Here is a 23,551-nt window from a genome sequence, read left to right on the forward strand (position 1 = left end):
TTGCTCCAAAATCAGAACACGGTGCCAGCGGTCATCGCGAGATGCTCGACGATCGGACCAAGGGCGAGAGCGGGGAAGAAGGTGAGGCCGCCGATGATCAGGATGACGCCGACGACGAGACCGACGAACAGGCCGCCGGTGGTCGGGAACGTGCCGGCCGAGGGCGGGATCGACTTCTTCTGCGCGAGCGAGCCCGCGATCGCCATCGCCGGGATGATCATGAAGAAGCGGCCGACGAACATCGAGGAGGCGAGCGTCAGGTTGTAGAAGAAGGTGTTGCCGGTGAGGCCGGCGAAAGCCGAGCCGTTGTTGCCGGTGGCCGAGGTGTAGGCATAGATCACCTCGGTAAATCCGTGCGGACCGGCGTTGGCCATCGAGGCCACTGCGGACGGCAGCACCACGGCGACCGCGGTCCAGCCGAGATACATCAGCGGCAGCACCAGGATCGCCAGCATCGCCATCTTGACCTCGCGGGCCTCGATCTTCTTGCCGACATATTCCGGCGTGCGGCCGACCATCAGGCCGGCGACGAAGATCGCGAGCACCACGAACAGCAGCATGCCGTAGAGGCCGGCGCCGACGCCGCCGACGATGATTTCGCCGAGCTGCATGTTGATCAGCGGAATCATGCCGCCGAGCGCAGTGAAGCTGTCATGCATCGCATTGACGGCGCCGCAGGAGGCCGCCGTGGTGATCACGGCGAACAGCGACGATGCGACGATGCCGAAGCGGACCTCCTTGCCTTCCATGTTGCCGCCGGTCAGCCCGAGCGCGTTGAGCACGTTGCTGCCGCTGGCCTCGGCCCAATAGGTCACGGTGACGCCGGCGACGAACAGCACGCCCATCACGGCGAGGATCGCCCAGCCCTGGCGTTGGTTGCCGACCATGCGGCCGAATACGTTGGTCAGCGCGGCGCCGAGCGCGAAGATCGAGAGCATCTGGATGAAGTTCGACAGCGCGGTCGGGTTCTCGAACGGATGCGCGGCGTTGGCATTGAAGAAGCCGCCGCCATTGGTGCCGAGCATCTTGATCGCGACCTGCGAGGCCACGGGGCCGACCGCGATGGTCTGCTTGGCGCCTTCCAAGGTCGTCGCCTCGACATAGGGCCCGAGCGTCTGCGGGATGCCCTGCCAGACCAGGAACAGCGTGTAGACGATGCAGAGCGGCAGCAGCACGTACAGCGTGCATCTGACGACATCGACCCAGAAATTGCCGACGGTGCGCGCCGAGGCGCGTGAGAAGCCGCGGATCAGCGCCATCGCCAGCACGATGCCGGTCGCGGCCGACAGGAAGTTCTGGTGCGTCAGGCCCAGCATTTGCACGAGATAGGAGACCGTGCTCTCGCCGCCGTAGTTCTGCCAGTTGGTGTTGGTCAGGAAGCTGATCGCGGTGTTGAACGACAGATCTTCGGCAACCGCCGACTGCCCGGCGGGATTGAACGGCAGCACGGCCTGCAGCCGCATCACGCCGTAGATGATCAGGAAGCCGCCGACATGGAACAGCAGCATCGCGACCGTGTAGGTCAGCCAATGCTGCTCGCGGCGCTCATCGACGCCGCCGATCCAATAGATCGCGGCCTCCACCGGCCGCAGCACCGGCGAAAGGAAGGTACGCTCGCCGTTGAAGACGCGCGTCATGTACCAGCCGAGCGGCTTGGCGAGCGCGACGATGACGGCGCAGTAGAGCAGGATCTGGATCCAGCCGATCACAGTCATGGGATGTTGTCCTTGAGAACGATCGCGGGCGCTCGGCGGTCAGAACCGCTCGGGCCGCAGCAGCGCATAGGTGAGATAGATCAGAAGGCCGAGCGACACCGCGCCGGCGAGCGAGTAGTCGAAGATCATGGCCCGTCTCCTAGAGTCGCTCGCAGGCGTAGGTGTAGCCGATCGCCAAAGCGAAGAAGCCGGCGGCCAGCGCCAGCATCAGGATGTCCAGCATGGTGTGCTCCTCATGCGCGCAGAGACGCGCAAAGCATAGGGTCAGCCGGGAGCACACAACTTGTGATGGATCAAGCCCCATCGCCGTGCCCGCGGTCCGCTCCATCGTCCCAGATGGCATCCGGAACCATAGGTTTTCGAGACGGCGCCGCCGACAGAGTTATAGGAATCTCATAAAGACCACTGCATTCCCCAGGCAAAATCGCACGGCTGCGGCGGCGTCCGCATATGAGCGGCCGCACGGCGGCGGCGTCTTTATGCGCCGCTTATTTCTCCCCGCCCCCGCCCCTCTCGCATTCCTACGGCCCCGTCGGCCACATTGCCGGTCAGGGCCCATCGGGCCATCGCTTACTGACGACGGGAGGCCACGCATGGCTGCCTTGACCACACGATCGGATATCCCTGAGCCGGCGCAGATCGCGCAGACCACGACGGCGATGCTGACGGCTTTGCTTGACGACGACGAAGGCGTCTCCCCCTTGTCTGCGCGCGGGCGGAGCCGAAAGCGGATCGCACGATTCCTGGAGGTCGAGGCGCGGATCGATGCCGCGCTCGAGCTGATCGCGCTGCAATTGCCGCAATGGCAGCTGCGTCGAATTGCCTATGATGACGGCGAATGGCACTGCGCATTGTCGCGACAGCGGGAATTGCCGGACTGGCTCGATCGTTGCGCTGAAGCCCGCCACAGCGATCTCGCCCTCGCCATTCTCCACGCCGCGACCGAAGCCCGCCGACTCCAGCCAGGCGTCTCGCAGACTGACGCAAGGCGCGGCATCACGACCGAAGCAGGGGTCACCGACCTGCTCTGCTGCGACAATTTCTGAGCCGCCGCTGTCAGTCGCGCGATGCTCCTTTCCACCGACAAGCCCGCGGAGCTTCCGGCCGCCAGGGTGCTGGTTCGATTTCTGCTGCGAATAGCAATCCTCATCCTGTTCGCCGCGTTCGGCAGCATCGGCTTCGGTCGCAGCCTCGCCGCCCTGCTCTGGATGACCACGATCCTGTGTGCCGTGCTCGCGATGCTGCGCCGGGAGCGCGCGTTCGCCGCGAGCCTGAACCATTGGGACGAGATGATCGGCTATACCGCGCTCCATTGCGCGGTGATGGCGCTGATCCAGCCGTCCGGAAACTAAGCTCTCCCTTACGCCGCTCCTATGCGATCGCAGGCGGCGTCATCTCGAATTCCTACCCTTCGCCTTCGATATTGCCGAGCGTGAACGCCGATCGTTCCGACCGGCCTGCTCACACGCAGCAAGGATCAGTCCCGTGAAAAGTCTCGAACCCCCATCGTGCAACATGCCGGCCCCGGCGCTCGTCTTCATCGGCAGGAACGGCCATGGCCAATGGGTCGCCCAGGAGCAGAACGGGCTCTATGGCGGCCTGTTCGTGAGCCGTGCCGAGGCGATGAAATATGCGCTGTTCGAGAACGGCCACCATCCGGAAACCATCGTCGAGCTCTCGCGCACGATCGAGCTCGATACCGATGGCCGGCTTGCTCCGGTCGGCCTGCTGTTCTCGCGGGGCAGGCGGCCGGTCGCATGAGCGACGCGCCGAGGATGCAGCCTGGATCGGCCGCGCGCTGGCTCGCCGGCACCATCGCGGACATTCCAACCCCGTTCGATGCCGACGGTGCGCTCGACCAGCCGGCCCTCGCCAGACTATGCGAGCGGCAGATCGAAGCGGGGGCCAGCGCGATCCTGGTCTGCGAGACTGCAGGCGAAGCGTCCACACTCACCGCGGCAGAGCGCGAACAGGTCATTCGCACGGCAGTGACGGTGGCCGCCAATCGGGTCCACGTCATCGCCGGAGCAGGATCCAACGCGACGCTCCAGGCCGTGCAGAACACCCGCCAGGCTGCATCCGCCGGCGCGGATGCGATCATGTCGGTGGTCCCTTACTACAACCGGCCGACGGCAGAGGGCATCTACGCGCATTTCCGCGCCGTCGGCGATGCGACGGCGCTGCCCGTCATTCTGCATGATTGCCCGTCGCGCACGGGACGCGCACTGCCCGACGATACATTGGTGAGCCTGGCGCGGTGGGCGCAATTCGTCGGCCTGCGTGACGGCAGCGGCGATATCGCACGCACCGTGCATCTGCGATCGCGGCTTCCGGCCGGCTTCCGCCTGCTGTCAGGCGACGATGCGATGGTCGTGCCGTTCGCAGCCGCCGGGGGCGACGGCAACATCTCGCTGGTGGCCAACGTCGCGCCGCAGCTCTGCAGCAAGCTTTTCGCCTACTGTCAGCGCGCTCGCTGGCCCGCGGCACGACGGCTGCACCATCAGTTGCTGCCGCTGATCGAGGCGTTCAACCGCGATACGCCGGCCTCGGTCAAATACGCACTCAGCCTCCAAAGCATCATTGCGCCTCGCGTCCGCCTGCCCCTGACGGAGTTGGAGAGCGCGGCAAAGACGATGGTGGCGCAGGCGATGACGCAGTCGAGCACCTCGTTCGCCACGACCTAGGCACAAAAAAACGGGGCGGCCAACCGGCCGCCCCGCTTGTCTCATCGTCGGTCGATCAGAAGATCTTGACCGCGCTTTCCAACGTCTTCCAGACGCCCCACGCCAGCGGCACGCCGACGAAGGCCCAGAACAGGGCGGACTTGACGTCGAAGCCGCCCTTGCCGATGCCGAACGACCCGTGCTGGATCGCCGACTCGTTCTTGGCGAGCTCCGCCTGGTACTTTGCGACCTCGTCCGCGCTCATGTTCCACTTGTGATCGACAGGCTTGATCAGGAAGTTGCAGATCAGGCCGGCCAGGAGCATGGCGCAGAGAATATACATCGTCGTGTTGTACAGCTGGTCGCGCGGCACGCCGGCGGCGAGCTGGAACTCGCGGATGTAGTTGACGACCACCGGACCGATGATACCGGCGGTGGCCCAGGCCGTCAGCAGGCGGCCATGGATGGCACCCACGAACTGGGTTCCGAACAGGTCGGCCAGATAGGCAGGTACCGTCGCGAAGCCGCCGCCATACATCGACAGGATGATGGCGAAGGCGGCCACGAAGAACAGCTTCGAACCCATCGCTGCGAAGGTCGGCGCCAGTGCATAGAGCACGATGCCGATCAGGAAGAAGCAGTAATAGGTGTTCTTGCGGCCGATGTGGTCCGACAGCGACGCCCAGAAGAAGCGGCCGCCGATGTTGAACAGCGACAACAGGCCGGCAAAGCCTGCCGCGATGCCCGCGATCGCCGCCTTCTGGCCGGCGTCGAGCTGGTTGAAGCTCACGTCGGGCAGACCGATCAGCTTGCCGGCAAAGATCTCCTGCAGCATCGGCGAGGCCATGCCGATCACGCCGATACCTGCCGACACGTTCAAGCAGAGCACCCACCAGACCAGCCAGAACTGCGGAGTCTTGTGCGCGTTGTCCAGATGCACATGGTGGTCGGAGATCATCGCCTTCTTCACCGAAGGCGGCGTCCAGCCCTCGGGCTGCCAGCCGACCGGGGCGACGCGATAGGCGAAGGCACCGATCATCATGAAGGCGAAATAGATCACACCCATCGTGACGAAGGTCTCCCAGACCCCGACCGAGGTCGGCGTCTTGAAGTAGTTCATCAGGAGGTTGGCGAGCGGAGCGCCGATCATCGCGCCACCGCCGAAGCCCATGATCGCCATGCCGGTGGCCATGCCGCGGCGGTCCGGGAACCATTTCACCAGGGTCGAGACCGGTGAGATGTAGCCGAGGCCGAGGCCGATGCCGCCGATCACGCCGGCGCCGACCCACATCATCCAGAGCTGGTGCATATAGACGCCTAGTGCCGCGATCAGCAGGCCGCCGCCCCAGCAGCAGGCCGCCACTGCGCCCGCCTTGCGCGGACCGGCACGCTCGAGCCAGCCGCCCCAGATCGCCGCCGACGCACCGAGCAGCACGAAGAACAGGGTGTACATCCAGCCCAGGCTGGCGACCTTCCAGTCGCAGCTCGTCGTGAACAGCTCCTGCACCAGGCTCATGTCCGGGCAGGCCTGGGTCTGAGTCACGCCGATCGCGCGCGACAGCGGCAGCCAGAACACCGAGAAGCCATAGGCCATGCCGATGCACAGATGGATGCACAGCGCAGCCGGGGGAACCAACCAGCGATTGAAGCCCGCCTTCGCGACCGTGTGCTCACGATCGAAGATCCCCGCTTGCGCACCCGAGAGCGTGCCCGCGCTTTCAATGGTAGCCATGCATTCCTCCCCTACGGACTCTCGTCCAACGCAACAACGTCATGTTCTGTCCCCTTGATCAGAATCAATACGCCCACTCACCCCGCCCGCTGTTGCCGCACCAGCTCAGTTTCGCAACGCACAAACACTCATGACTGGTCTGATGGTCATAACACCCCCACCCGAGGAGTTATGCCCTGACCATTCTTGTGCCCCGTTCTGCCTGGCCCGGTCACCGGCGGGCATGACTCGTCTCCCGCAACCTCCGCGGAAGCGCCTCAATTGGTGCAGAACCGTGGCAAATTGTCGATAGTAAAATGGTAATACTTGGTCAAACTTCGTGGATTGATCGCAATGCACTGCACATGTGTTGCTAACAAACACACAAATTCACGTGCAACCGACGCCACCGCCACTCTCGGCTGTAGACGTGGTGCCCGCGATTACTTTCAGACGGCCGGCTCAGCCCATCGAAAGAATCAACTAATCAGATGATCCGATCGATCAAGACGGACATCGTCGGCGCGTTATGTGCACTTGCTCTCGAACTTGTGAAGAGAAGAACAACCTCTCCTTGCCTCCTAACAGCAGCGCAAGCCTGGACTGAGAACGCGGCATTGTTGTGGGCGGGCCTGGGCACGGATGCGACGATAGGAAGCAGCTCGCGCGCTTGACAGCTGCAGCGGCTCAGGCGCCTCGCACGAACTACTTAGTTTCGACAACCTGCAGCAGGCAGATGGGCGCGCGATCTCGCGGGCAGATCATCCCGCCTGCCCCGTCTTCTCGATCAAAAACAGAATGCCCCGATCGCTGCGATCGACGATCTCGACCCGATCACCCGTCTCTCGAATCAGGTTCGGGATATCGATCACTGCCAACGGGTCCGTGCAGCACACCTCGAGGCGCTCTCCCGCCTTCAGCGACTGCAACGCCTTGCGGGTCTTGAGCGTCGGCAGCGGGCACTTCAGCCCCGTGAGATCCAGCCTTATCATGGTCATCGACGGGAACATGACGAACCGACCCGAGCGCGTCAACAACCCATGACAATCCCGCAGGGCTCAGACTAGGACGAACGGAACTCGGTTCCATGAGGATGCTGCGGCCCAGGGTTCCATTTCCAGTTCCATCAGCGAGACCTGATCGGCACACACAGCGCGAGCACATCAGCCAGGGGCATCGCGAGCTGTCGGACCAGCGCCGCGACCGCCGGGATGTCGTCGAGATGAGCCCGCGGCAAGGCCGCATCGACTGGCGCATCACTGGCGATACCGACGATGCCCGGATCATCGGGGAACAGCAGCGGCTTGCCGTTGCCAGCGCGGTGCACCTCGATCCGGTGATGCGGTCCTGCCTTGTATCCTTCGACGATGACGAGATCGACCGGAGACAGCTTCGCCAGCAGATCGGCCAGCGAGGGCTCCGGCGCTCCGCGCAATTCGTGCATCAGCGCCCAGCGGGTGCCGGACGCCACCAGGACCTCCTCGGCTCCTGCCTCACGATGCCGCCAGGAATCCTTGCCGGGCACGTCGACATCGAACCTGTGATGGGCGTGCTTGATGATCGACACCCGCAGCCCCTCCGCGTTGAGATGGGGGATCAGCCGCGTCAGCAGCGTGGTCTTGCCGGCACCACTCCAGCCGGCGAGGCCGATGACGTTCATCGCAATCTCCAGAAATGCCCCTGCGGGCCTACGGGCAGGAGCGCGAGATCCATCAACGACTCCATGGGCTTCGTCCAGCTCTATATCCGCTGGCGGCGACGTGACGCCAGCACCCACGCGGCCTCGAAGGCCGGGCAAGTGGCCAGCGCGGCGGCCTGACAGGCGCAAATGGTGGATCGTGCCGGGCCGGACACTGACGCAGCAGCGGGAGACGTGATAACGGGACCGATGATGAGAGCCATGATCACGAGTTCGATCCCCGGCGTGCTGCTTGCCGGCGGTCTCGCGCAGCGGATGGGCGGCGGCGACAAGCCGATGCGCATGGTCGACGGCCGCACCATCCTGGAGCGCGTGATCGCGCGACTGGCGCCGCAGTGCAGCCGGCTGATCCTCAATGCCAATGGCGATCCCGCACGATTCGCGGCCTGCGGCCTGACCGTCGTGCCGGATGGCGTCGCCGGCTTCCCGGGCCCGCTCGCCGGCATTCTCGCGGGCCTCGATTGGGTTGCGATGCACACGCCGAGCGCGCAGTGGATGCTGAGCGCCGCCGCCGACTGCCCGTTCCTGCCGCGCGACCTGGTCACGCGCCTCGCCGGCGCGTGCGCGACGGAACAGGCCGAACTCGCGCTGGCGGCGTCCGGCGGACAGACGCACCCCGTGATCGGCCTGTGGCCGGTGGGGTTGCGCGATCACCTCCGCCACGCCCTGGTGACGGACGACATCCGGAAGGTCACCCGCTTCACCGCGCGCTACAAGGTTGCGACCGTGACATGGCCGCTGCTCCCGCTCGACCCGTTCTTCAATGCCAACACCGCCGCTGATCTCGCCGAGGCGGAGCGGATCGCCGCGCTCGATGATTGAGGACCTCTGATGGATGCCACGGCCCCGGTCCGCCGCGCGGTGATCGTCGTCGCTTTGCTCAATCTCGGCTATTTCGGCATCGAGTTCGCCGTCGCGCTCGGGATCGGCTCCGTCGCGCTGTTCGCCGACAGCGTCGATTTTCTCGAGGACGCGTCGGTCAATCTCCTGATCGCGCTGGCGCTGCGCTGGAGCCCGATGCAACGCGCGCGGCTCGGCAAGGTGCTGGCGCTGATCCTGCTCGCGCCCGCGCTCGCCGGCCTGTGGACCGCGGGCGAGAAGTTCTTCACGCCGGTCGTGCCGGCACCGCTGCCGCTCACCATCACCGGTCTCGGCGCGCTGATCGTCAATCTCGGCTGCGCGCTGATCCTGGCGCGGGTCAGGGATCATCAGGGCAGCCTCACCCGGGCGGCCTTCCTGTCCGCGCGCAACGACGCCTTCGCGAATATCGCCATCATCGGCGCCGGTCTGGTGACGGCCACCCTCTGGCAGTCGATCTGGCCCGACCTGATCGTCGGCGTCGGCATCGCGCTCATGAACGCGGACGCCGCGCGCGAGGTGTGGGAAGCCGCGCATGAAGAGCACAAGGCCGCCAAGTCCTGAGCCGCTGACGACGACGATTGCTGTGCTGCAACGCGGACGATCGCGGCCCAGCCGCGCCACGAGGCATGATTGACGATCGCCCTGAATTGATTGCACAAAGGGAGATCGGTTGGCAGAGCCGCGACGAACGACGGCAACAGGCCGATATCAGGGAGGACGGATTGCAGCTCAGGTCTTTGCGAACAGCGGCGTTGGCCGCGGCAGCGCTGCTGGCGACGACGGCCGCACGGGCCGAGATTTCCGACAACGTCGTCAAGATCGGCGTGCTCAGCGACATGAACGGCCCGGCTTCGACGCCGACCGGACAGGGCTCGGTCACCGCGGCGCAGATGGCGGTGGATGATTTCGGCGGCAAGGTGCTGGACAAGCCGATCAGCGTCATCGTCGGCGATCACCAGCTCAAGCCCGACATCGGCGCTGCGATCGCGCGGCGCTGGTACGACACCGAGCAGGTCGATCTCATCGTCGACGTGCCGGTCTCCGCCGTCGGCCTTGCGGTGCAGACCATCGCGACCGAGAAGAAGAAGCTGTTCATCACGCAGTCGACGGGTGCCGCCGACTTCCACGGCAAGTTCTGCTCGCCTTATGCCATGCAATGGGTGTTCGACACCCGTGCGCTGGCCACCGGCACGGCGAAAGAGGTCGTCAAGCGCGGCGGCGACAGCTGGTTCTTCATCACCGACGACTACGCCTTCGGCCATTCGCTGGAGCGCGACGCTTCCAGCGTCGTCACTGCCAATGGCGGCAAGGTGGTCGGCGCCGTCAGGCCGCCGTTCGCGACGGCCGATCTCTCCTCCTTCATTCTGCAGGCGCAGGCCTCCAAGGCCAAGATCATCGGCATCGCTGCCGGTCCGCCCAACAACATGAACGAGATCAAGACGGCGTCCGAGTTCGGCCTGCTCAAGGGCGGCCAGCAGATGGCGGCGCTGCTGGCGCTGATCACCGACATCCACTCGCTGGGATTGCCGGCCGCGCAGGGCCTGCTGCTCACGACGTCGTTCTATTGGGACATGGACGACAAGACCCGCGAATGGTCGAAACGCTATTTCGCCAAGATGAACCGGATGCCGACGATGTGGCAGGCGGGCGTTTACTCCGCCGTCACGCACTACCTCAACGCCATCAAGGCCGCCGGCAGCGACGATCCGCTCGCGGTGGCCGCGAAGATGCGCGAGACGCCGGTCGAGGATTTCTTTGCCCGCAATGGCAAGCTCCGCGCCGACAATCTGATGGTGCACGATCTCGTGCTGGCGCAGGTCAAGTCGCCGGAGGAGAGCAAATATCCGTGGGACTACTACAAGATCCTCGCGACCATCAAAGGCGAGGACGCGTTCGGGCCGTCCGATCCGGCGTGTCCGCTGGTGAAGAAGTGACGCTGGCCGCCGCATGAAAGCTGTCGTCTCGGCGTTCGCCGGGACGACAACGAACTACCTGGCGGCCCCGATCTCCCTCAAATATCTCATCACGCCCGGATGAATGAGATCGAGGCTGGGCGTCGCCGCCACCGTATTGGCGGCCGTGGTCTCGCAGGCCTGCGCCAGCGTCTTGCACAGCGCGGCTTCCGCGCCGTGCAGCGTCTTCGCCAGCCGATAGGCGACGTCGTCCGGCAGGCTGTCGCGCACCAGCACGTAGCTCCAGGACCCGATCGAGTCGATCGGCGTATCCTGCCCGGCATAGCTGCCCGCGGGCACGGTCAGGGCTTTCAGGAAACCGTGCTTCGCCCTGACTTGCGCAATCTCCTCGGCGGAGGGCGCGATGAAGCGCGCGCCGCCCGGCGCCTTCGCCATCGCATCGAAACCGGGCCAGCCGATGCCGGCGCCCCACAGCGCCGCGGCGCGGCCGTCCTGCACCATGGCCGGGCCGTCGCCGGCACGGTCGAGATACACAGACTTGAAGTCCTCGTCCTGCTTCAGGCCGAGCCCATCGAGCATGTAGCGCGACATGATCGGCAGGCCCGAGCCCTTGGCGCCGAACACGACGGTCTGGCCGACGAGATCGCGGATGCTGCGATACGGGCTGTCGGCGCGCACAACGAACAGGCCCGGGCTGGAGAAGATCGCGGTCAGGATCTTCAGCCTAGTCTTCGGGCGGTCGATGCCCATGAACGCCTGGTAGGCCGGCTCGCCAGCGACGAGGCCGAGATCGAGCTCACTTTGCTCCAGCAGCGGAATGTTCTCGTTGCTGCCCTTGGTGTTGCGCGGGACAATCATGAGGCCGGCATCGGCGTCATTCATGACCTTGGTGAAGGCGTCGCCGTAGAGCGGGAAGCCGCCGCCTGGCGTTGCCGTCCCGAGACTGAGCGTGAGCTTGCTGATGGCGTTCCCTCCCTGTTGCGCTGCGGCACCGCCGGAGAGCAGCGCGACGGCAACGCCCAGCATCCGCAATGACTTCATCGGCTCGCCTTTCCGTGTCTGCGACACGAGCTTGTATGCAAGCGCGCAGAACTATGGAAGCATGTCGCAGACAAGAACGACAAGAGCTTCGGGAGGACAAGATGAAGTGGGCGCGTGCGTTCCTGGTCGGCCTCGCGGCCGCGGCCTGCCTGGTGACACAGCCGGCTGCGGCGGCCTATCCGGACCGTCCGATCCGCTGGCTGATCGGATTTTCGCCGGGCGGGCCGGTCGACATCGTCGCCCGCATCATGGCGCAATGGCTGTCCGATCGCCTCGGTCAGCAGGTCGTGGTGGAGAACCGCACCGGCTCGGGCGGCAACATCGCGGCCGCCGCGATGATCAACGCACCGCCGGACGGCTACACGCTGCTGTTCGTGGCGCCCAACAACGCGATCAGCACCTCGCTGTACAAGAAGCTGCCGTATGACTTCATCCGCGACACCGTGCCGGTCGCGAGCATCATGCAGCTCACCAACATGCTGGTGGTCAGCAACGACGTGCCGGCCAAGACGGTGAAGGAGTTCATCGACTACTGCCATGCCAATCCCGGCAAGATCGCCTTTGCATCGTCCGGCAACGGCACCTCGGTGCACATGGCGGCCGAGCTGTTCAAGGCGATGACGAAGTGCGACATGCTGCACGTGCCGTATCGCGGCTCGGCGCTGGCCTTCCCGGACATCATCTCCAACAAGGTGCAGCTGATCTTCGACAATCTGCCGACCGCACTGGAGCAGTCGCGCGGCGGCAGCGTGCGCGCGCTCGGCGTCACCTCGCCGCAGCGCTGGCCGACGGTGCCGGAGGTGCCCGCGATTGCCGACACCGTGCCGGGCTACGAATCGGTCGGCTTCTACGGCATCTCGGCGCCGAAGGGCACGCCGCCTGACATCGTCGAGATCCTCAACAAGGCGGTCGGCGAGGCCTTGAAAGACCCCAAGCTGGTGGCGCGGCTGACCGAGACCGGCGGCATCCCACGCGCGATGACCCCGGCGGAGTTCGGCAAGCTCGTCGCCGACGAGACCGAGAAATGGCGCAAGGTGGTGGAATTCGCCGGAGTGTCGGTGGATTGAGCCGTTTGTTCGGATGCCTCTGACGGCCGGTTGAGACCTTGCGATCCGGCGCGCGCGAGGCCAGCCATCCACCTCCGGCTGCGAGACACCTGGCAACCGCGGTGCCATTGCCGGAACGCAGCAGACGCTGTAAACGAAGCCCGCACCGCCGCCGGGTCCGCCTCGCCGCCGGACAGGCTCACCCCTGCCCGCCGCCGTCACGAGCCCCCTGGCGCCGCGGGGCCTGTAGCTCAATGGTTAGAGCCGGCCGCTCATAACGGTCTGGTTGCAGGTTCGAGTCCTGCCGGGCCCACCAACAAGCTCAATAGTTTACGGCCTGCGTGCCAAGTGCTTCTTGAGATCAACCACCGTTTCGACCACCGATACGTTCTGCTTGCGATCCTTTGACGTAATCGCGGCCGCGGCCTCGCGCATGTAGTCTGGATGGTGATGACCGTAGGTATCGAGCAGCACCTTGACTGACATGCCGAGAAAGCCTGACGCCTGCCAGGGATCGGCGCGCCGCTGCATGAGCCACGTCGCCGCCGTGTGGCGCAGCGTGTGTGGCGAGATATTCCCCTCCTTCAGCGACAGCCCAGACATTCGCACCGCGGTCGCGAATCCGGTTTTGACGGATTTGACCGGCTGGCCATTCCATTCGACAAAGTGCGAACGCACGACGCCGAGACGCGCCCAGCGCCGCATGTGCGCCAAAAGTCGGCCGGGTATCGGTACCGGAGGCTGTCGCTTGTTGGTCGCCCGCTTGCCTTCGGCGAGGCGATAGAAGATACCCCGCTCAAGATCGACGAATGACCGACCCTCGTCACGCACAGGCGAAGCCGACGCGATGGCCCCAGCGCGCGTACCCGTGTACATGCCAATCAACAGGAACCGGGCGATATGGCGCAGCGGCCGCTTATGCGTCTCAATCTTCTGTCCCTTGAAAGGGCCGCGATGGACAGTCTGTGTCTCGCGGGCGCGCCAGCAGGTCCAGATCAGGCGCGCCGCTTCTTCGCGGGTCAGCCAACGCTCGCGCGGCCCCCCCTTCTCCGGCAGCGTCACATGGATCACGGCATGGTGCAGGTTCTCACGGGCATGATGCCCGATCGCCGCCCGCAAATCCTCAAGATCACGGCGAGCGCCGCCGGAATTGCCGCGCGCCCTGACATAAGCAGCGCAAAGCCCGGAGTTGATCTCTCCCAGCATTTTGCCGCCAAAGAAGTCGTTCAGCCGTTCGATCCGTCCATCGAACTTCTTGGGTGACGCTTGCCGATCGCGGCTGTCTTGACGATAGATTGACAACACATCGGCGATGTCAATCACGTCTACATCGCGCGTCTTCCGGGGCGGCTGGTACTTGTTGGCAATATACGCTGCTAAGGCACGCTCGGCTTTGGCCGGCGGTCGTTTTCCAGACGGTTCCGCAAGGCATCCCGTGGCGATATGTTTGCCACCGTCTTTGATGATCCAGACGGAGGCGGCAACGATCCGCCCGTTTTTTCGACGGGCTGGCCGCTTCCAGAGTCGTGGTCCCTTGCTTGTACGCGGCATAACCGTCGCATCTCCTCGATTGCGGCCAGCGTCGTGAACTGTTTCCCGGCCATAACCTCGACGGTAAGCCTTTTTCGGCGGATTTCCTTGCGCAGGCCCGAGACCGTCATCCCGCCCATAGGAAATGCGATCTTGAGGGCATCGGCAAGGCGCAGTGGGGTATCCGGTGCAATTTCGGGCTGCGCTCGATTTGTCATCGACGCTCATGGTGCTTCTAGTGAAAGACCCAGCGATGTGATCGACTATAGTGGCGGCGGCCCGTTCAGAGTAAAGCGGTGCCTTCCTTCTATCGAAGGATCGGTCGTCAATTCGCGTAATGGAGTACACGGACCGGGCCTCGTCAGGCAAAGAGAAGGTTCAGGCCGACCCGCTCGCGATTGTTCTGGCTAAGGTGCACGGAGACACCGTCACCACCAAAGAGACTGGCATCGGTAGCCTCAGCAGAATACCCGGGGTCTGCAACGCGATGAAGGTCGAATGCATCTCGCCTCAACCCGGATCGCCGCTCTCTGGACGGTTCTGGAGCGGCTCCGCTCGGTCCGGCCACGGACGGCGGCGTAGAGGTCCGACAGGGACAGGTAACGCTCGTCCGGCGGCCGCGAGAACCATTCCGACGATACGCGGTCGATCCGCTCGCCGCGCCTCACATCCACCTTGTAGCCGCCAGCGCGGTCGCGAGCGGCGTCCAGAATCTTCACATGGGTCATGGCTAGTCTCCATGACGGACGCAGGAGGCTTATCCTCCAACCCTCAACCCGTCACGGCGAAGCCGGTCCGCCCTCTCGGTTTTTAAAATAGGCGTTGGGGGGATCTCCCCGCAGAAGGGGGGGCGTCGGCGACCGCGGCGCCGGCCAGGGGGAAGGCCTTTCCCTCCAGGCCTTCCAGATCGCGGTCCCGTAACTTCCAATTGGCGGACCGTTGACTTCCAATCAGCCGAGGCCAATAGTTCCGACCTTCCGGATTCGGAGACGGCATGTTCGAGCGGTTTGTGGAGCGACGGGCGGAGGAAGCCCTTTCTGATACGCCAGTGGTCCTGATCGTAGGCCCGCGCCGTGCCGGCAAGACCACGCTTGTCCGAAAAATGGGAGAAGCCGGGCGGACATATATCACGCTCGACGATCAAACGGTCCTCGAGGCCGCCCAGTCCGATCCCGCCGGCTTCATCCGCGGCCTCGACCGGGCCATTATCGACGAAATCCAACGTGCCCCTGACCTGCTGTTGGCCATCAAGAAGACCGTCGACGAGGACTATCGGCCGGGTCGCTTCCTGCTCACGGGCTCGGCGAATGTGCTGACTTTGCCGAGGGTCGCCGACAGCTTGGCCGGCCGTATGGAGACCATCCAGATGCTGCCGCTCGCAAGGGCTGAGATCGAAGGCCGGACGCCGACTTTCCTGGAGCATCTCTTCGCAGGAAAGCTCCGGAGCCAGCGGGAGGCAATCTTGGGCGACGATCTTGTCCAGCTTGTCCTGCTCGGCGGTTTTCCCGAAGTGATCAGCCGCGACAGCGAGCGCCGGCGACAGGACTGGTCGAGGTCCTATCTCACATCGGTCCTCACGCGCGATCTGCGGGATATCGCTGACGTCGAGAAGCTGACGGAACTTCCGAGATTCGTAAGGCTGCTGGCCGAGCACTCCGGCCAGTTGGTCAACTATTCGCAGTTCGGCGCCGGCATCAACGTCAGCCACAAGACGGGGCAGCGATATGTCGGGCTGCTTGAGCAGGTGTTCCTGATCGCCACGGTGCAACCATGGTTCACCAATGCCCTGAAGCGCATCGTAAAGACGCCGAAGCTGCACTTCCTCGATTCCGGCCTGCTAGCGACAGTGCGCGGTCTTTCCTGCGACAGGGTCAAGGCGGATCGCAGCACGTTCGGCGCGCTGCTCGAAAGCTTCGTGTTCGCGGAGGTTCTGAAGCTGATGACGGCCTCGGACCTGCGGCTGACGCCGCACCATTTTCGGGATCGGGGCGGACGCGAGGTGGACATCGTGCTGGAACGCGATGATGGGATGATCGCGGGCATTGAAGTCAAGGCGAGCGCGACGGTCAAAGCCAGTGATTTCGGGGGCCTGCGGGCCTTGGCCGAGGCGTGCGGAGACCGCTTTGCCTTCGGCATCGTCCTCTACGACAGCGCCGACGTCGTGCCATTCGGCGACAGACTGGCGGCGGCGCCATTGTCAAGTCTTTGGAATGGAGCGCCGCAGACGAACAAGGCGGACAAATCAAGATAGCCGCCGGGAAAGGGGGAAACGATGCTCAGCAGAGGGTCAGAATGGCGGAGATGGGAACCGCATATCCACGCGCCAGGCACGGTCATGAACAATCAGTTCAGCGGCCCGAACGCTTGGGGCGATTATCTGACCGCGCTTGAGCAAGCCACGCCGGTCATCGAGGCGATCGCGGTCACGGACTACTACGTGACTGATACCTACGAGGAGGTGTTGCGGCACAAGGCGGCCGGGCGTTTGCCCAGCGCCAAGCTGGTCTTTCCCAACGTGGAACTCCGGCTCGATGTGGCGACGGCGAAGGGAGGCTTTGTCAATCTCCACCTGTTCGTCAGCCCGGAGGATCCGCAGCATCTCGACGAGCTGCAGCGTCTGCTCTCGCGCCTACAGTTCAACGTCATGCAAGATCGTTTCGATTGCACGCGGGCTGATCTCATCCGGCTGGGCAAGAAGGCCGATCCCAACATCACGGACGAACGGGCCGCGCTGGCCTATGGGGCCAACCAGTTCAAGGTCAATTTCCAGCAGCTCCGCGAGGTATTCTCCGAAAGCGGATGGGCGAAGAAGAACATCCTGATTGCGGTAGCCGGCGGAGCCACTGACGGCACGTCGGGGGTGCGGGAGGCCGCAGATCAAACAATCCGACGCGAGATCGAGGGCTTCGCCCATGTGATCTTCGCGGGCAGCCCTGCGCAACGTGAGTTCTGGTTGGGTCAGAAAGACCTCGGGCCCGACGAAATCCGTGCGCGTTATGGCGGGCTGAAGCCCTGTCTGCACGGGAGCGATGCGCATAAGCTCGACGACGTGGCGTCGCCATTTGGAAATCGATTCTCGTGGATCAAGGGCGGGCTCGAATTCGATGCGCTCCGCCAAGCTTGCATCGATCCCGACGGGCGCGCCTATGTCGGTGAGCAGCCGCCGCGTTCGGCCATGCCGTCGCAGGTCATCTCGCACGTCCAGATCGCCGATGCGGATTGGGCCATCACGCCCGACATCCCCCTCAATCATGGTCTCGTCGCCATCATCGGCGCGCGTGGATCGGGGAAGACGGCCCTGGCCGACGTGATCGCAGCGGGAAGCGACGCGATTTCGCCGTCCGGCTGGAACGCCGATGAGAACATCAGCCCATCGTTCCTGGCTCGGGCGCGCAAGTTGATCGGTGACGCATCGACGACGCTGACCTGGGGAGGGGGCGCGACGGTCACGCGCGCCCTGGATGGCAGCGACGCCAACGGCCATATGACCTTTCCGCGCGCTCGGTATCTCTCCCAGCAATTCGTCGAGGAGCTTTGCTCGGCCAAGGGGGTCTCCGACGGCCTGGTGGACGAGATCGAGCGCGTGATCTTCAAGTCGCATTCCCAGGACGATCGTGAATGGGCGCTCGATTTCGCCGAGCTACGCGACCAGCAGATCTCGCGGTTCCAGCAGGCGCGCGAGCGCGAAGCCGAGGCGATCGCCGATATCTCGGACCGGATCGCCACCGAGTTTGAGAAAGAAAGCCTTGTCACTACGCTGACCACCCAGGTCGGGCAGAAGAAGAAGCTGATCGCAGATTACACAGCCGATCGCGCCAAGCTCGTCGTCAAGGGCACCGAAGCGCAGGTCACCCGCCACACGCGGCTCAGCGAGGCGGCCCAGAAGCTCCGCAACAAGATCCAGTCCTTCGGCAATCAGCGCCGCACCTTCGTCGCCCTGCAGGATGAGGTACGCAGCATGCGCGCCACCGGGGCGCCGGAAATGCTCCGCCAGGCCCAAGCGCGACACGCCAACAGCGGTCTCGACGCCAAGCAGTGGGAAGACTTTCTGCTCATCTACAAGGGCGACGTCGATAAGAGCCTGACGGCCTACATCGCGTGGGCCGATGGCGAGGTTCGCAAGCTTAATGGTGTTGCGCCGCCGCCCGGTGATCCGAATGTCGCGCTGGTACCCGACATTGCCGATCTCTCCACGCTTCCGCTCGCGCCAATCGCCGCCGAAATGACGCGCCTCGAGGCGCTGTTCAGCGCCGATAAGGTCGTCCGCGATCAATACGCGGCGCTGACTGGCCGCATCGCGCAGGAGAACTCCGCGCTCCAGACCCTCGAAACCCGGCTCGCCGATGCGCAAGGCGCCTCAGCGCGCCGGAAAGACCTTCAGACCGAGCGCGACGATACCTACGGCCGGGTGTTCGAGGCGATCATCAACGAACAGAGTGCGCTAGCTGCTCTCTATGCCCCGCTGATGGCGCGGCTTGCGGCGTCGTCGGGCACGCTCAAGAAGCTCAGCTTCTCGGTCCGTAGGATCGCCGACGTTCAAGCCTGGGGTTCGGTGGCGGAGACAGAACTCCTCGATCGGCGCAAGACCGGCCCCTTTTACGGGCGGGGCTCCCTAATCGCGGCCGCCACTGAAGCGCTCAAGCCGGCCTGGGAGACGGGATCGGCGGCCGATGTCCAAGCGGCCATGACGGCCTTCATGGCAAGATACCTGAGAGACCTGCTGTCACACGCACCCTTTGCACCGACGCAGCAGGCCGAATTCCGGGCCTGGTCGAAACGGTTCGCGCATTGGCTTTTCGGCACCGATCACATCACGGTCCGGTACGAGATCTCCTACGACGGTGTCGACATCCGGAAGCTGTCGCCTGGCACGCGGGGCATTGTGCTGCTGCTGCTGTATCTGGCGCTGGACGATTCAGACGATCGACCATTGGTAATCGACCAGCCTGAGGAAAACCTCGATCCCAAATCGGTTTTCGACGAGCTGGTGGCGCTGTTTGTCGCGGCCAAGGCGAAGCGCCAAGTGATCATGGTCACGCACAACGCCAACCTCGTCATCAACACCGATGCGGACCAGATCATCGTCGCATCGGCGGGTCCGCATCCTTCGGGCGGTCTTCCGCCGATCACCTATGTGTCGGGCGGTCTTGAGAGCGCGGAAATCCGCAAGGCGGTGTGTGACATCTTGGAGGGCGGCGAGGCCGCCTTCCGCGAACGGGCCCGAAGACTGCGCGTGAGGCTGGAGCGATGAGCGCGGCCGACCTCATCAGCAAGCGGGCCAGGAAAACGCAGCAAATGGACGCCGAGATTTGACCGCGCTGCCTCCAGAATCTGTGGCAGGCGGCGCCAAGTCCGCACTAGACGGCTACGAGTATCAGCTCGGCGTCTCGGTGTTGGCCGCTCTGCGGTTGATGCTAGTCACTAAGTCGGCGAGCCGGATCACGCTCGAACCCGCCAACGAGGAAGATCTGGAGTCGGACCTCGAACCTGCGACGCCTGGCCGTGTCCAACCTAGCGCGAACGTGGCAGACGGCTACAAGCTCGTTGTGCAGGTGAAGCTCCGCAACAGCGGCCCCTGGTCAATCACCGACTTCGAAGCGTTGCTCAAACGCGGCACGACCCGTCGACCGGCCAAACATCATCTCGACGCTCCTGGCACGCGCTATCTTCTGATCACGAACGCCGACGCCGGCGGCGTGGCGCGCGACCTCTTGGTACGGGGCTTGGAGGAGTGGCCGGAAGAGCAAACTTTCCCGGCCAGCCTATCGGGGACGTTACCCCATGGGCCGGAAGGCCGGATAGCTATCTGGGGCGTTCTCACCGAGCGTCTATTGGACTTGGAGATCAACGACATCCTCGGCTCTCTTTTGCGGGTGCCGCAAAGCCGACAAGCCGAATGTCGCGCGCGGCTGCGCGACGAGGCTCGGCAGAGAATGCGCGGGACGAGCCCAGGTGTGTGGACGCGCGAGGACTTGCTGAGCATCATCCGCGGCTGTGGAGGTTATCTGGCGAGCGCTCCACAACTCGAGGCGTTCGTGCCGCCGGGAAACTACAAAGCCCTAAGCGATCTGCTCGAACGGCGGAACGCCCTTGTCATCACCGGACCTTCGGGTACGGGCAAGACTTGGACGGCGCTGGCGCTGGTTGATCAGGCGCGGCAGCGGTCTTCCGCGCCAGAAATCATCCAGGTCAACGTCAACAACGGTCCCTCAAGCATGCGGACGCTGACCGACACCGGCCCGAAGCTCTTCTATGTCGAGGATCCGTGGGGGCAGTATAGCTTGCGGGGTGGCGCCGACGTCTGGACCGAACAACTGCCGAGGCTGCTGCGCGAGGCGCACGCTGGGCATCAGTACGTCATCACCTCGCGTACCGATATGCTCGGCCATGCTAAGGCCGACGAGGGCCTCAAGCGTTGGACCGTGGTGCTAGACGCTGACCAATACCGGGATGGCGAACTCGCGGATATCTACGACAAACGCTTGGAACTCCTGGCGACGGAGCTGCAGGCCAAGGCCCTGGATTTCCGGACGGACGCCTTGGAAGCGCTTGAAACACCGTTCGAAATCGATCTGTTCTTTACTTACATGGCCGACGGCCCTGAGCCGGATGAAGTCGATCTTGCCTTCTTTCGGCGAATCCTCGCGCTGGCCCATCGCGATGCTGTGGAAGGCGTGGTCGTTTCTTATCTGAATGCCGGCGATCAGACCGGCTGGTCGGCAATCATCTGGGCGCTGCTGACGGCCAGATCGCAATTTGACCGCGGCCAGTTGATCGGGCTTGGCCGACAACTGCGGATCACGGACCCGACTTTTTTCGATGGGCTGGAGAAGCTGGTGAATCGGCTCGTCGCGACGCGCCATCTGCGCCAGCCCGGCCCGACCGTCAGCTTTTCGCACCCGAGCGTCCGCGCTGGTTTCGAGATCTTCGTCAAGGAGAATTGGCCGCGTAGTGAAACGGCATTGACGTCGATGATCTCCGCCTTAACCCAGCTCGGCGGTTCGCAGCGGGACTGGGCGCTCGAGACCGCGGCGCGTTCGCTCAAGGCGATCGCCGATCTCGTCGCCGCCGCTGAAAATCTTGACATGGAGTTTGAGGCCGATAGCGCCAGTCGGGCTAGGATCGACGCCTGGCTGGAGGAGAGCTTGGTCGATCCGCGAGCCGATTTCCGGCCCGTGCTGCAACTGGCGTCTGACGTCGGCACGCAGAAGTCGATCCCGTCAGAACTCGCGCGCTGGTTCATCCAGGGTATACGGCGCGGCGGCCAGTTCTTCCTCGACAGATGGCAGCCGCCGAGCTTCGACGACGCTTGGTATGAGCGCGTCTCGGCCGATCCTCGGTCGTTCGTGATCGCTGACCGCTTTGTCCGTGAGCAATTGCCTGAGGACCGGGACGGCTTCGGCGACACCTTTCCTAACAAGCTTGATCGGATCGCGACCGGCCTAACACCAGCCTTCCTCGCGGCGGCGCGCAAATTGGTTGGCTCCGGCTTCGATAGAAATGTCGGCGCGGTGGCGGCTGGGGCCGTGCGAGACCTCGACCGCTATGAAGAGGTGCTCGAGGCGGCGCTCGATGAGCTTGCGGGGCTTCGCCGTTCCTATGAGCGGGAGGGCAAGGAACAATGGCGTGCGATCGAAGACGGGGAATGCGACGCGGCCGTTGAGGAAGGCTATCAATCCCAACATGAGGACGATGGCTATGCAGCCGGCATTTTCGTCGATGCCTATGTAAGGCAGGTCAGATCGCTCGGCCGGTGGCGGAGCCTGAAAGAGCATCCGCGGATCTCCGAGCTGTGCCGCGCTTGGGCGGACGAGGTGGCGCGAGCAAGCGATTCGGTCTCGCTAGAAGAAATTCGGGCCGTCATCTCCGTCACGGCAAACAACAATCACGAAGATCGTGCCTGGGAGGCAGCGCGCGAGCACTGGCAAGCTCCGCTCTCCTCAGACCTTCAACAGCGGATTCTTTCCAATCCGAGTGATGAAAGCTTGCGCGGAGCGCTCGCCTCTTGCGCCTTGATCAAAGCGCCAGCCGCGCTTGCGCAGTGCTTCGAGCGATTGGCCGCCACACCCGCATCTTTCGTGCATCTGCTGGTGGACGCGCACGCGGCGCAGCGCCGCATTTCAAGCAAGACGCGGGCGCGGCGGATACGATCTTTCATGGCGATGCTTCCGGGTGTGGCCGTCGAGATATTTCAAGCCCTGTCCCTGAAAGATAAGGCCGCATCAGCTGTTGGCCAAGAGGCCCTGTACTTGCTGGACCAAGCGGCAGAAGCAGCGACGCCATCCGTACTTGACGAGATCGTGCCGATAATGATCGCCAGCGGCGGTGCCCCGTCAGCGGCCATCCAACGTTGGCTTATTGAGACCGCGGACCATCGACTGGCAAAGGCCGCTGCCGAAGCCGCAATTCTTATCGAGGACGATACGCTGGTGTGGCTCGCGCTTGATCACGGTCGAGCGGACGCCCGTGAGGCTGCGCTTCCGTATCTCGCAGCGCGACTGCAAGATCCGCTGCCGCCGCGCCTGCTGGACTTCTCGTCCGATCCGGGTAGCCGGGTCCGGCACGCCCTGGTCCGCATCCTTGCGACGCGGCGGTGCGCCGAGCATCAAAGCGTGCTCCGCAAACTTATCGATGATGATTGGTCGGATGCTGAAGCGTTTCACAACGAAGAGCCATCCTATGGCATCGCGCGTGAGGCGGTTGCCGGGCTCGCCGCCTACGGCAGCCTTTCGGATGATATTGGTGAGGCCCTATTGTTTAGGGCAGAGCGCACAGACGACCGCTCGTTTGGCAGGGTGGCGTTAGAGACCGCTGCGCAATGCTGCAGTCCGGCCATACGCAAGAAGATCTGGGCTCTGTCCTTCATCGACCAAGCTCGCTGGGTCCGGGTCGACGCCATAGATGCCCTGAGTCAGGCCGATGTCGTCGAAAGCGAGATTCTCGACGCGATCACCGCCAAACTCCTCCTGCGAATAGCGCCGCCCTTGGCAGCTTCCGCCTGCGTTTTGCTCGCGACTCATGGTCGGGTCGAGGCCGTGGTCGAGGCGATGGAGCGAGTTGCATGTTCGACCAAGCGGCGCGCGCTGTTGCTCCTTGGCGTCTGTGGCCTGGCCGCCCGCGACCGCCCAGCCGCGCTCGGGCTGCTGGCCTTGCTCGGATCAGATCACCCCGCGCGGCGGCTGCTCGATCTGGGCGATGACGAGCGGTTGCCGAAAGCAGTGCTCGACGATCTTGGCCATATTCGCATTCGTAAGGCCGTGTGGGGCTGGCTCGACGACAAAATCGCAAAGGACTGAAGCCAGGCGCCCGGGCTCTGGGGGAGCCCGAGCGCGAAAATGATGAACGGAGATGGCGCGTGACGCGGCCAACAAA

19 protein-coding genes, 1 tRNA gene and 2 pseudogenes are annotated in these 23,551 nt (G+C 64.2%); 13 read left to right on the forward strand and 9 right to left on the reverse strand.

Going from position 1 to position 23,551, the window contains the following annotated elements; genetic code table 11:
* Window positions 1-11: 11 nt before the first annotated feature.
* The 3 genes from kdpA to S58_RS29280 are packed head-to-tail and all read right to left on the reverse strand — an operon-like array spanning window position 12 to window position 2,043.
* Entirely contained in the window at window positions 12-1,715 is a 1,704-nt protein-coding gene (gene kdpA / locus S58_RS29270) for a potassium-transporting ATPase subunit KdpA (RefSeq protein WP_015669036.1), read from the reverse strand.
* A gap of 39 nt (window positions 1,716-1,754) precedes the next feature.
* Complete coding sequence (locus tag S58_RS29275; RefSeq protein ID WP_042340291.1) at window positions 1,755-1,844, reverse strand: K(+)-transporting ATPase subunit F; 90 nt, start codon at window positions 1,842-1,844, stop codon at window positions 1,755-1,757.
* Window positions 1,845-1,854: 10 nt separating this feature from the next.
* Window positions 1,855-2,043 carry a hypothetical protein gene (locus tag S58_RS29280; RefSeq protein ID WP_015669037.1) on the reverse strand — a complete coding sequence of 63 codons (189 nt, stop codon included), beginning with the start codon at window positions 2,041-2,043 and terminating at the stop codon, window positions 1,855-1,857.
* A gap of 265 nt (window positions 2,044-2,308) precedes the next feature.
* Here S58_RS29280 and S58_RS29285 point away from each other — a divergent pair, with 265 nt between their 5' ends.
* The 4 genes from S58_RS29285 to dapA all read left to right on the forward strand — a co-directional run bounded on the left by S58_RS29285 (window position 2,309) and on the right by dapA (window position 4,399).
* Window positions 2,309-2,761 (forward strand): hypothetical protein, encoded by a 453-nt coding sequence (locus S58_RS29285; protein WP_015669038.1) that lies wholly within the window; start codon window positions 2,309-2,311, stop codon window positions 2,759-2,761.
* A 21-nt stretch (window positions 2,762-2,782) separates the two neighbouring features.
* Window positions 2,783-3,067: a hypothetical protein gene (locus tag S58_RS29290; protein WP_015669039.1), complete on the forward strand. Its 285-nt coding sequence runs from the start codon at window positions 2,783-2,785 to the stop codon at window positions 3,065-3,067.
* Window positions 3,068-3,200: 133 nt separating this feature from the next.
* Window positions 3,201-3,476 (forward strand): hypothetical protein, encoded by a 276-nt coding sequence (locus tag S58_RS29295; RefSeq protein WP_015669040.1) that lies wholly within the window; start codon window positions 3,201-3,203, stop codon window positions 3,474-3,476.
* On the forward strand, window positions 3,473-4,399 hold the full coding sequence (gene dapA / locus S58_RS29300) for a 4-hydroxy-tetrahydrodipicolinate synthase (protein WP_015669041.1): 927 nt from the start codon (window positions 3,473-3,475) through the stop codon (window positions 4,397-4,399). The genes S58_RS29295 and dapA overlap by 4 nt, the downstream gene beginning before the upstream one ends.
* Before the next feature lie 55 nt (window positions 4,400-4,454).
* Here dapA and S58_RS29305 read toward each other — a convergent pair whose 3' ends face one another.
* The 3 genes from S58_RS29305 to mobB form a co-directional block, all read right to left on the reverse strand.
* Window positions 4,455-6,110: an OFA family MFS transporter gene (locus tag S58_RS29305; RefSeq protein WP_015669042.1), complete on the reverse strand. Its 1,656-nt coding sequence runs from the start codon at window positions 6,108-6,110 to the stop codon at window positions 4,455-4,457.
* 740 nt (window positions 6,111-6,850) lie between these two features.
* Window positions 6,851-7,099 carry a sulfurtransferase TusA family protein gene (locus tag S58_RS29310; RefSeq protein ID WP_015669043.1) on the reverse strand — a complete coding sequence of 83 codons (249 nt, stop codon included), beginning with the start codon at window positions 7,097-7,099 and terminating at the stop codon, window positions 6,851-6,853.
* A 116-nt stretch (window positions 7,100-7,215) separates the two neighbouring features.
* Window positions 7,216-7,749: a molybdopterin-guanine dinucleotide biosynthesis protein B gene (mobB, locus tag S58_RS29315; protein WP_015669044.1), complete on the reverse strand. Its 534-nt coding sequence runs from the start codon at window positions 7,747-7,749 to the stop codon at window positions 7,216-7,218.
* 240 nt (window positions 7,750-7,989) lie between these two features.
* On the opposite strand from mobB, the gene mobA reads away from it, so the two are divergent.
* From mobA to S58_RS29330, 3 genes are all read left to right on the forward strand, one after another.
* Window positions 7,990-8,610: a molybdenum cofactor guanylyltransferase MobA gene (gene mobA / locus S58_RS29320; protein WP_015669045.1), complete on the forward strand. Its 621-nt coding sequence runs from the start codon at window positions 7,990-7,992 to the stop codon at window positions 8,608-8,610.
* Window positions 8,611-8,619: 9 nt separating this feature from the next.
* Window positions 8,620-9,210, forward strand: coding sequence for a cation transporter (locus S58_RS29325; protein ID WP_015669046.1), 591 nt, complete (start codon window positions 8,620-8,622; stop codon window positions 9,208-9,210).
* Window positions 9,211-9,371: 161 nt separating this feature from the next.
* Window positions 9,372-10,583 (forward strand): ABC transporter substrate-binding protein, encoded by a 1,212-nt coding sequence (locus S58_RS29330; protein WP_015669047.1) that lies wholly within the window; start codon window positions 9,372-9,374, stop codon window positions 10,581-10,583.
* A 54-nt stretch (window positions 10,584-10,637) separates the two neighbouring features.
* On the opposite strand, the gene S58_RS29335 is transcribed toward S58_RS29330, so the two are convergent.
* Window positions 10,638-11,603: a TAXI family TRAP transporter solute-binding subunit gene (locus tag S58_RS29335; RefSeq protein ID WP_042341002.1), complete on the reverse strand. Its 966-nt coding sequence runs from the start codon at window positions 11,601-11,603 to the stop codon at window positions 10,638-10,640.
* Window positions 11,604-11,704: 101 nt separating this feature from the next.
* On the opposite strand from S58_RS29335, the gene S58_RS29340 reads away from it, so the two are divergent.
* Both S58_RS29340 and S58_RS29345 read left to right on the forward strand, forming a co-directional pair.
* On the forward strand, window positions 11,705-12,670 hold the full coding sequence (locus tag S58_RS29340) for a Bug family tripartite tricarboxylate transporter substrate binding protein (protein WP_015669049.1): 966 nt from the start codon (window positions 11,705-11,707) through the stop codon (window positions 12,668-12,670).
* Window positions 12,671-12,889: 219 nt separating this feature from the next.
* Window positions 12,890-12,965 (forward strand) — tRNA-Ile (locus S58_RS29345).
* A gap of 14 nt (window positions 12,966-12,979) precedes the next feature.
* On the opposite strand, the gene S58_RS29350 is transcribed toward S58_RS29345, so the two are convergent.
* Window positions 12,980-14,200, reverse strand: coding sequence for a site-specific integrase (locus tag S58_RS29350; protein WP_052351227.1), 1,221 nt, complete (start codon window positions 14,198-14,200; stop codon window positions 12,980-12,982).
* A gap of 316 nt (window positions 14,201-14,516) precedes the next feature.
* Here S58_RS29350 and S58_RS39175 point away from each other — a divergent pair.
* Window positions 14,517-14,630 (forward strand): annotated as a pseudogene (locus S58_RS39175) (hypothetical protein); the annotation flags it as partial.
* Between the two features lie 55 nt (window positions 14,631-14,685).
* Here the strand turns inward: S58_RS39175 and S58_RS39180 are convergent.
* Window positions 14,686-14,907 (reverse strand): annotated as a pseudogene (locus S58_RS39180) (DUF932 domain-containing protein); the annotation flags it as partial.
* Window positions 14,908-15,173: 266 nt separating this feature from the next.
* On the opposite strand from S58_RS39180, the gene S58_RS29360 reads away from it, so the two are divergent.
* From S58_RS29360 to S58_RS29370, 3 genes are read left to right on the forward strand one after another with little or no spacing between them, the layout of a single operon-like run.
* A complete protein-coding gene (locus S58_RS29360; RefSeq protein WP_015669053.1) occupies window positions 15,174-16,430 on the forward strand; it encodes an ATP-binding protein in 1,257 nt (418 codons plus the stop codon).
* A 21-nt stretch (window positions 16,431-16,451) separates the two neighbouring features.
* Complete coding sequence (locus S58_RS29365) at window positions 16,452-19,430, forward strand: TrlF family AAA-like ATPase (protein ID WP_015669054.1); 2,979 nt, start codon at window positions 16,452-16,454, stop codon at window positions 19,428-19,430.
* Window positions 19,431-19,488: 58 nt separating this feature from the next.
* Window positions 19,489-23,475: an nSTAND3 domain-containing NTPase gene (locus tag S58_RS29370; protein WP_015669055.1), complete on the forward strand. Its 3,987-nt coding sequence runs from the start codon at window positions 19,489-19,491 to the stop codon at window positions 23,473-23,475.
* Window positions 23,476-23,551 lie beyond the last annotated feature (76 nt).

The sequence above is a fragment of the Bradyrhizobium oligotrophicum S58 genome (assembly GCF_000344805.1).
Taxonomy (GTDB): Bacteria; Pseudomonadota; Alphaproteobacteria; order Rhizobiales; family Xanthobacteraceae; genus Bradyrhizobium; species Bradyrhizobium oligotrophicum.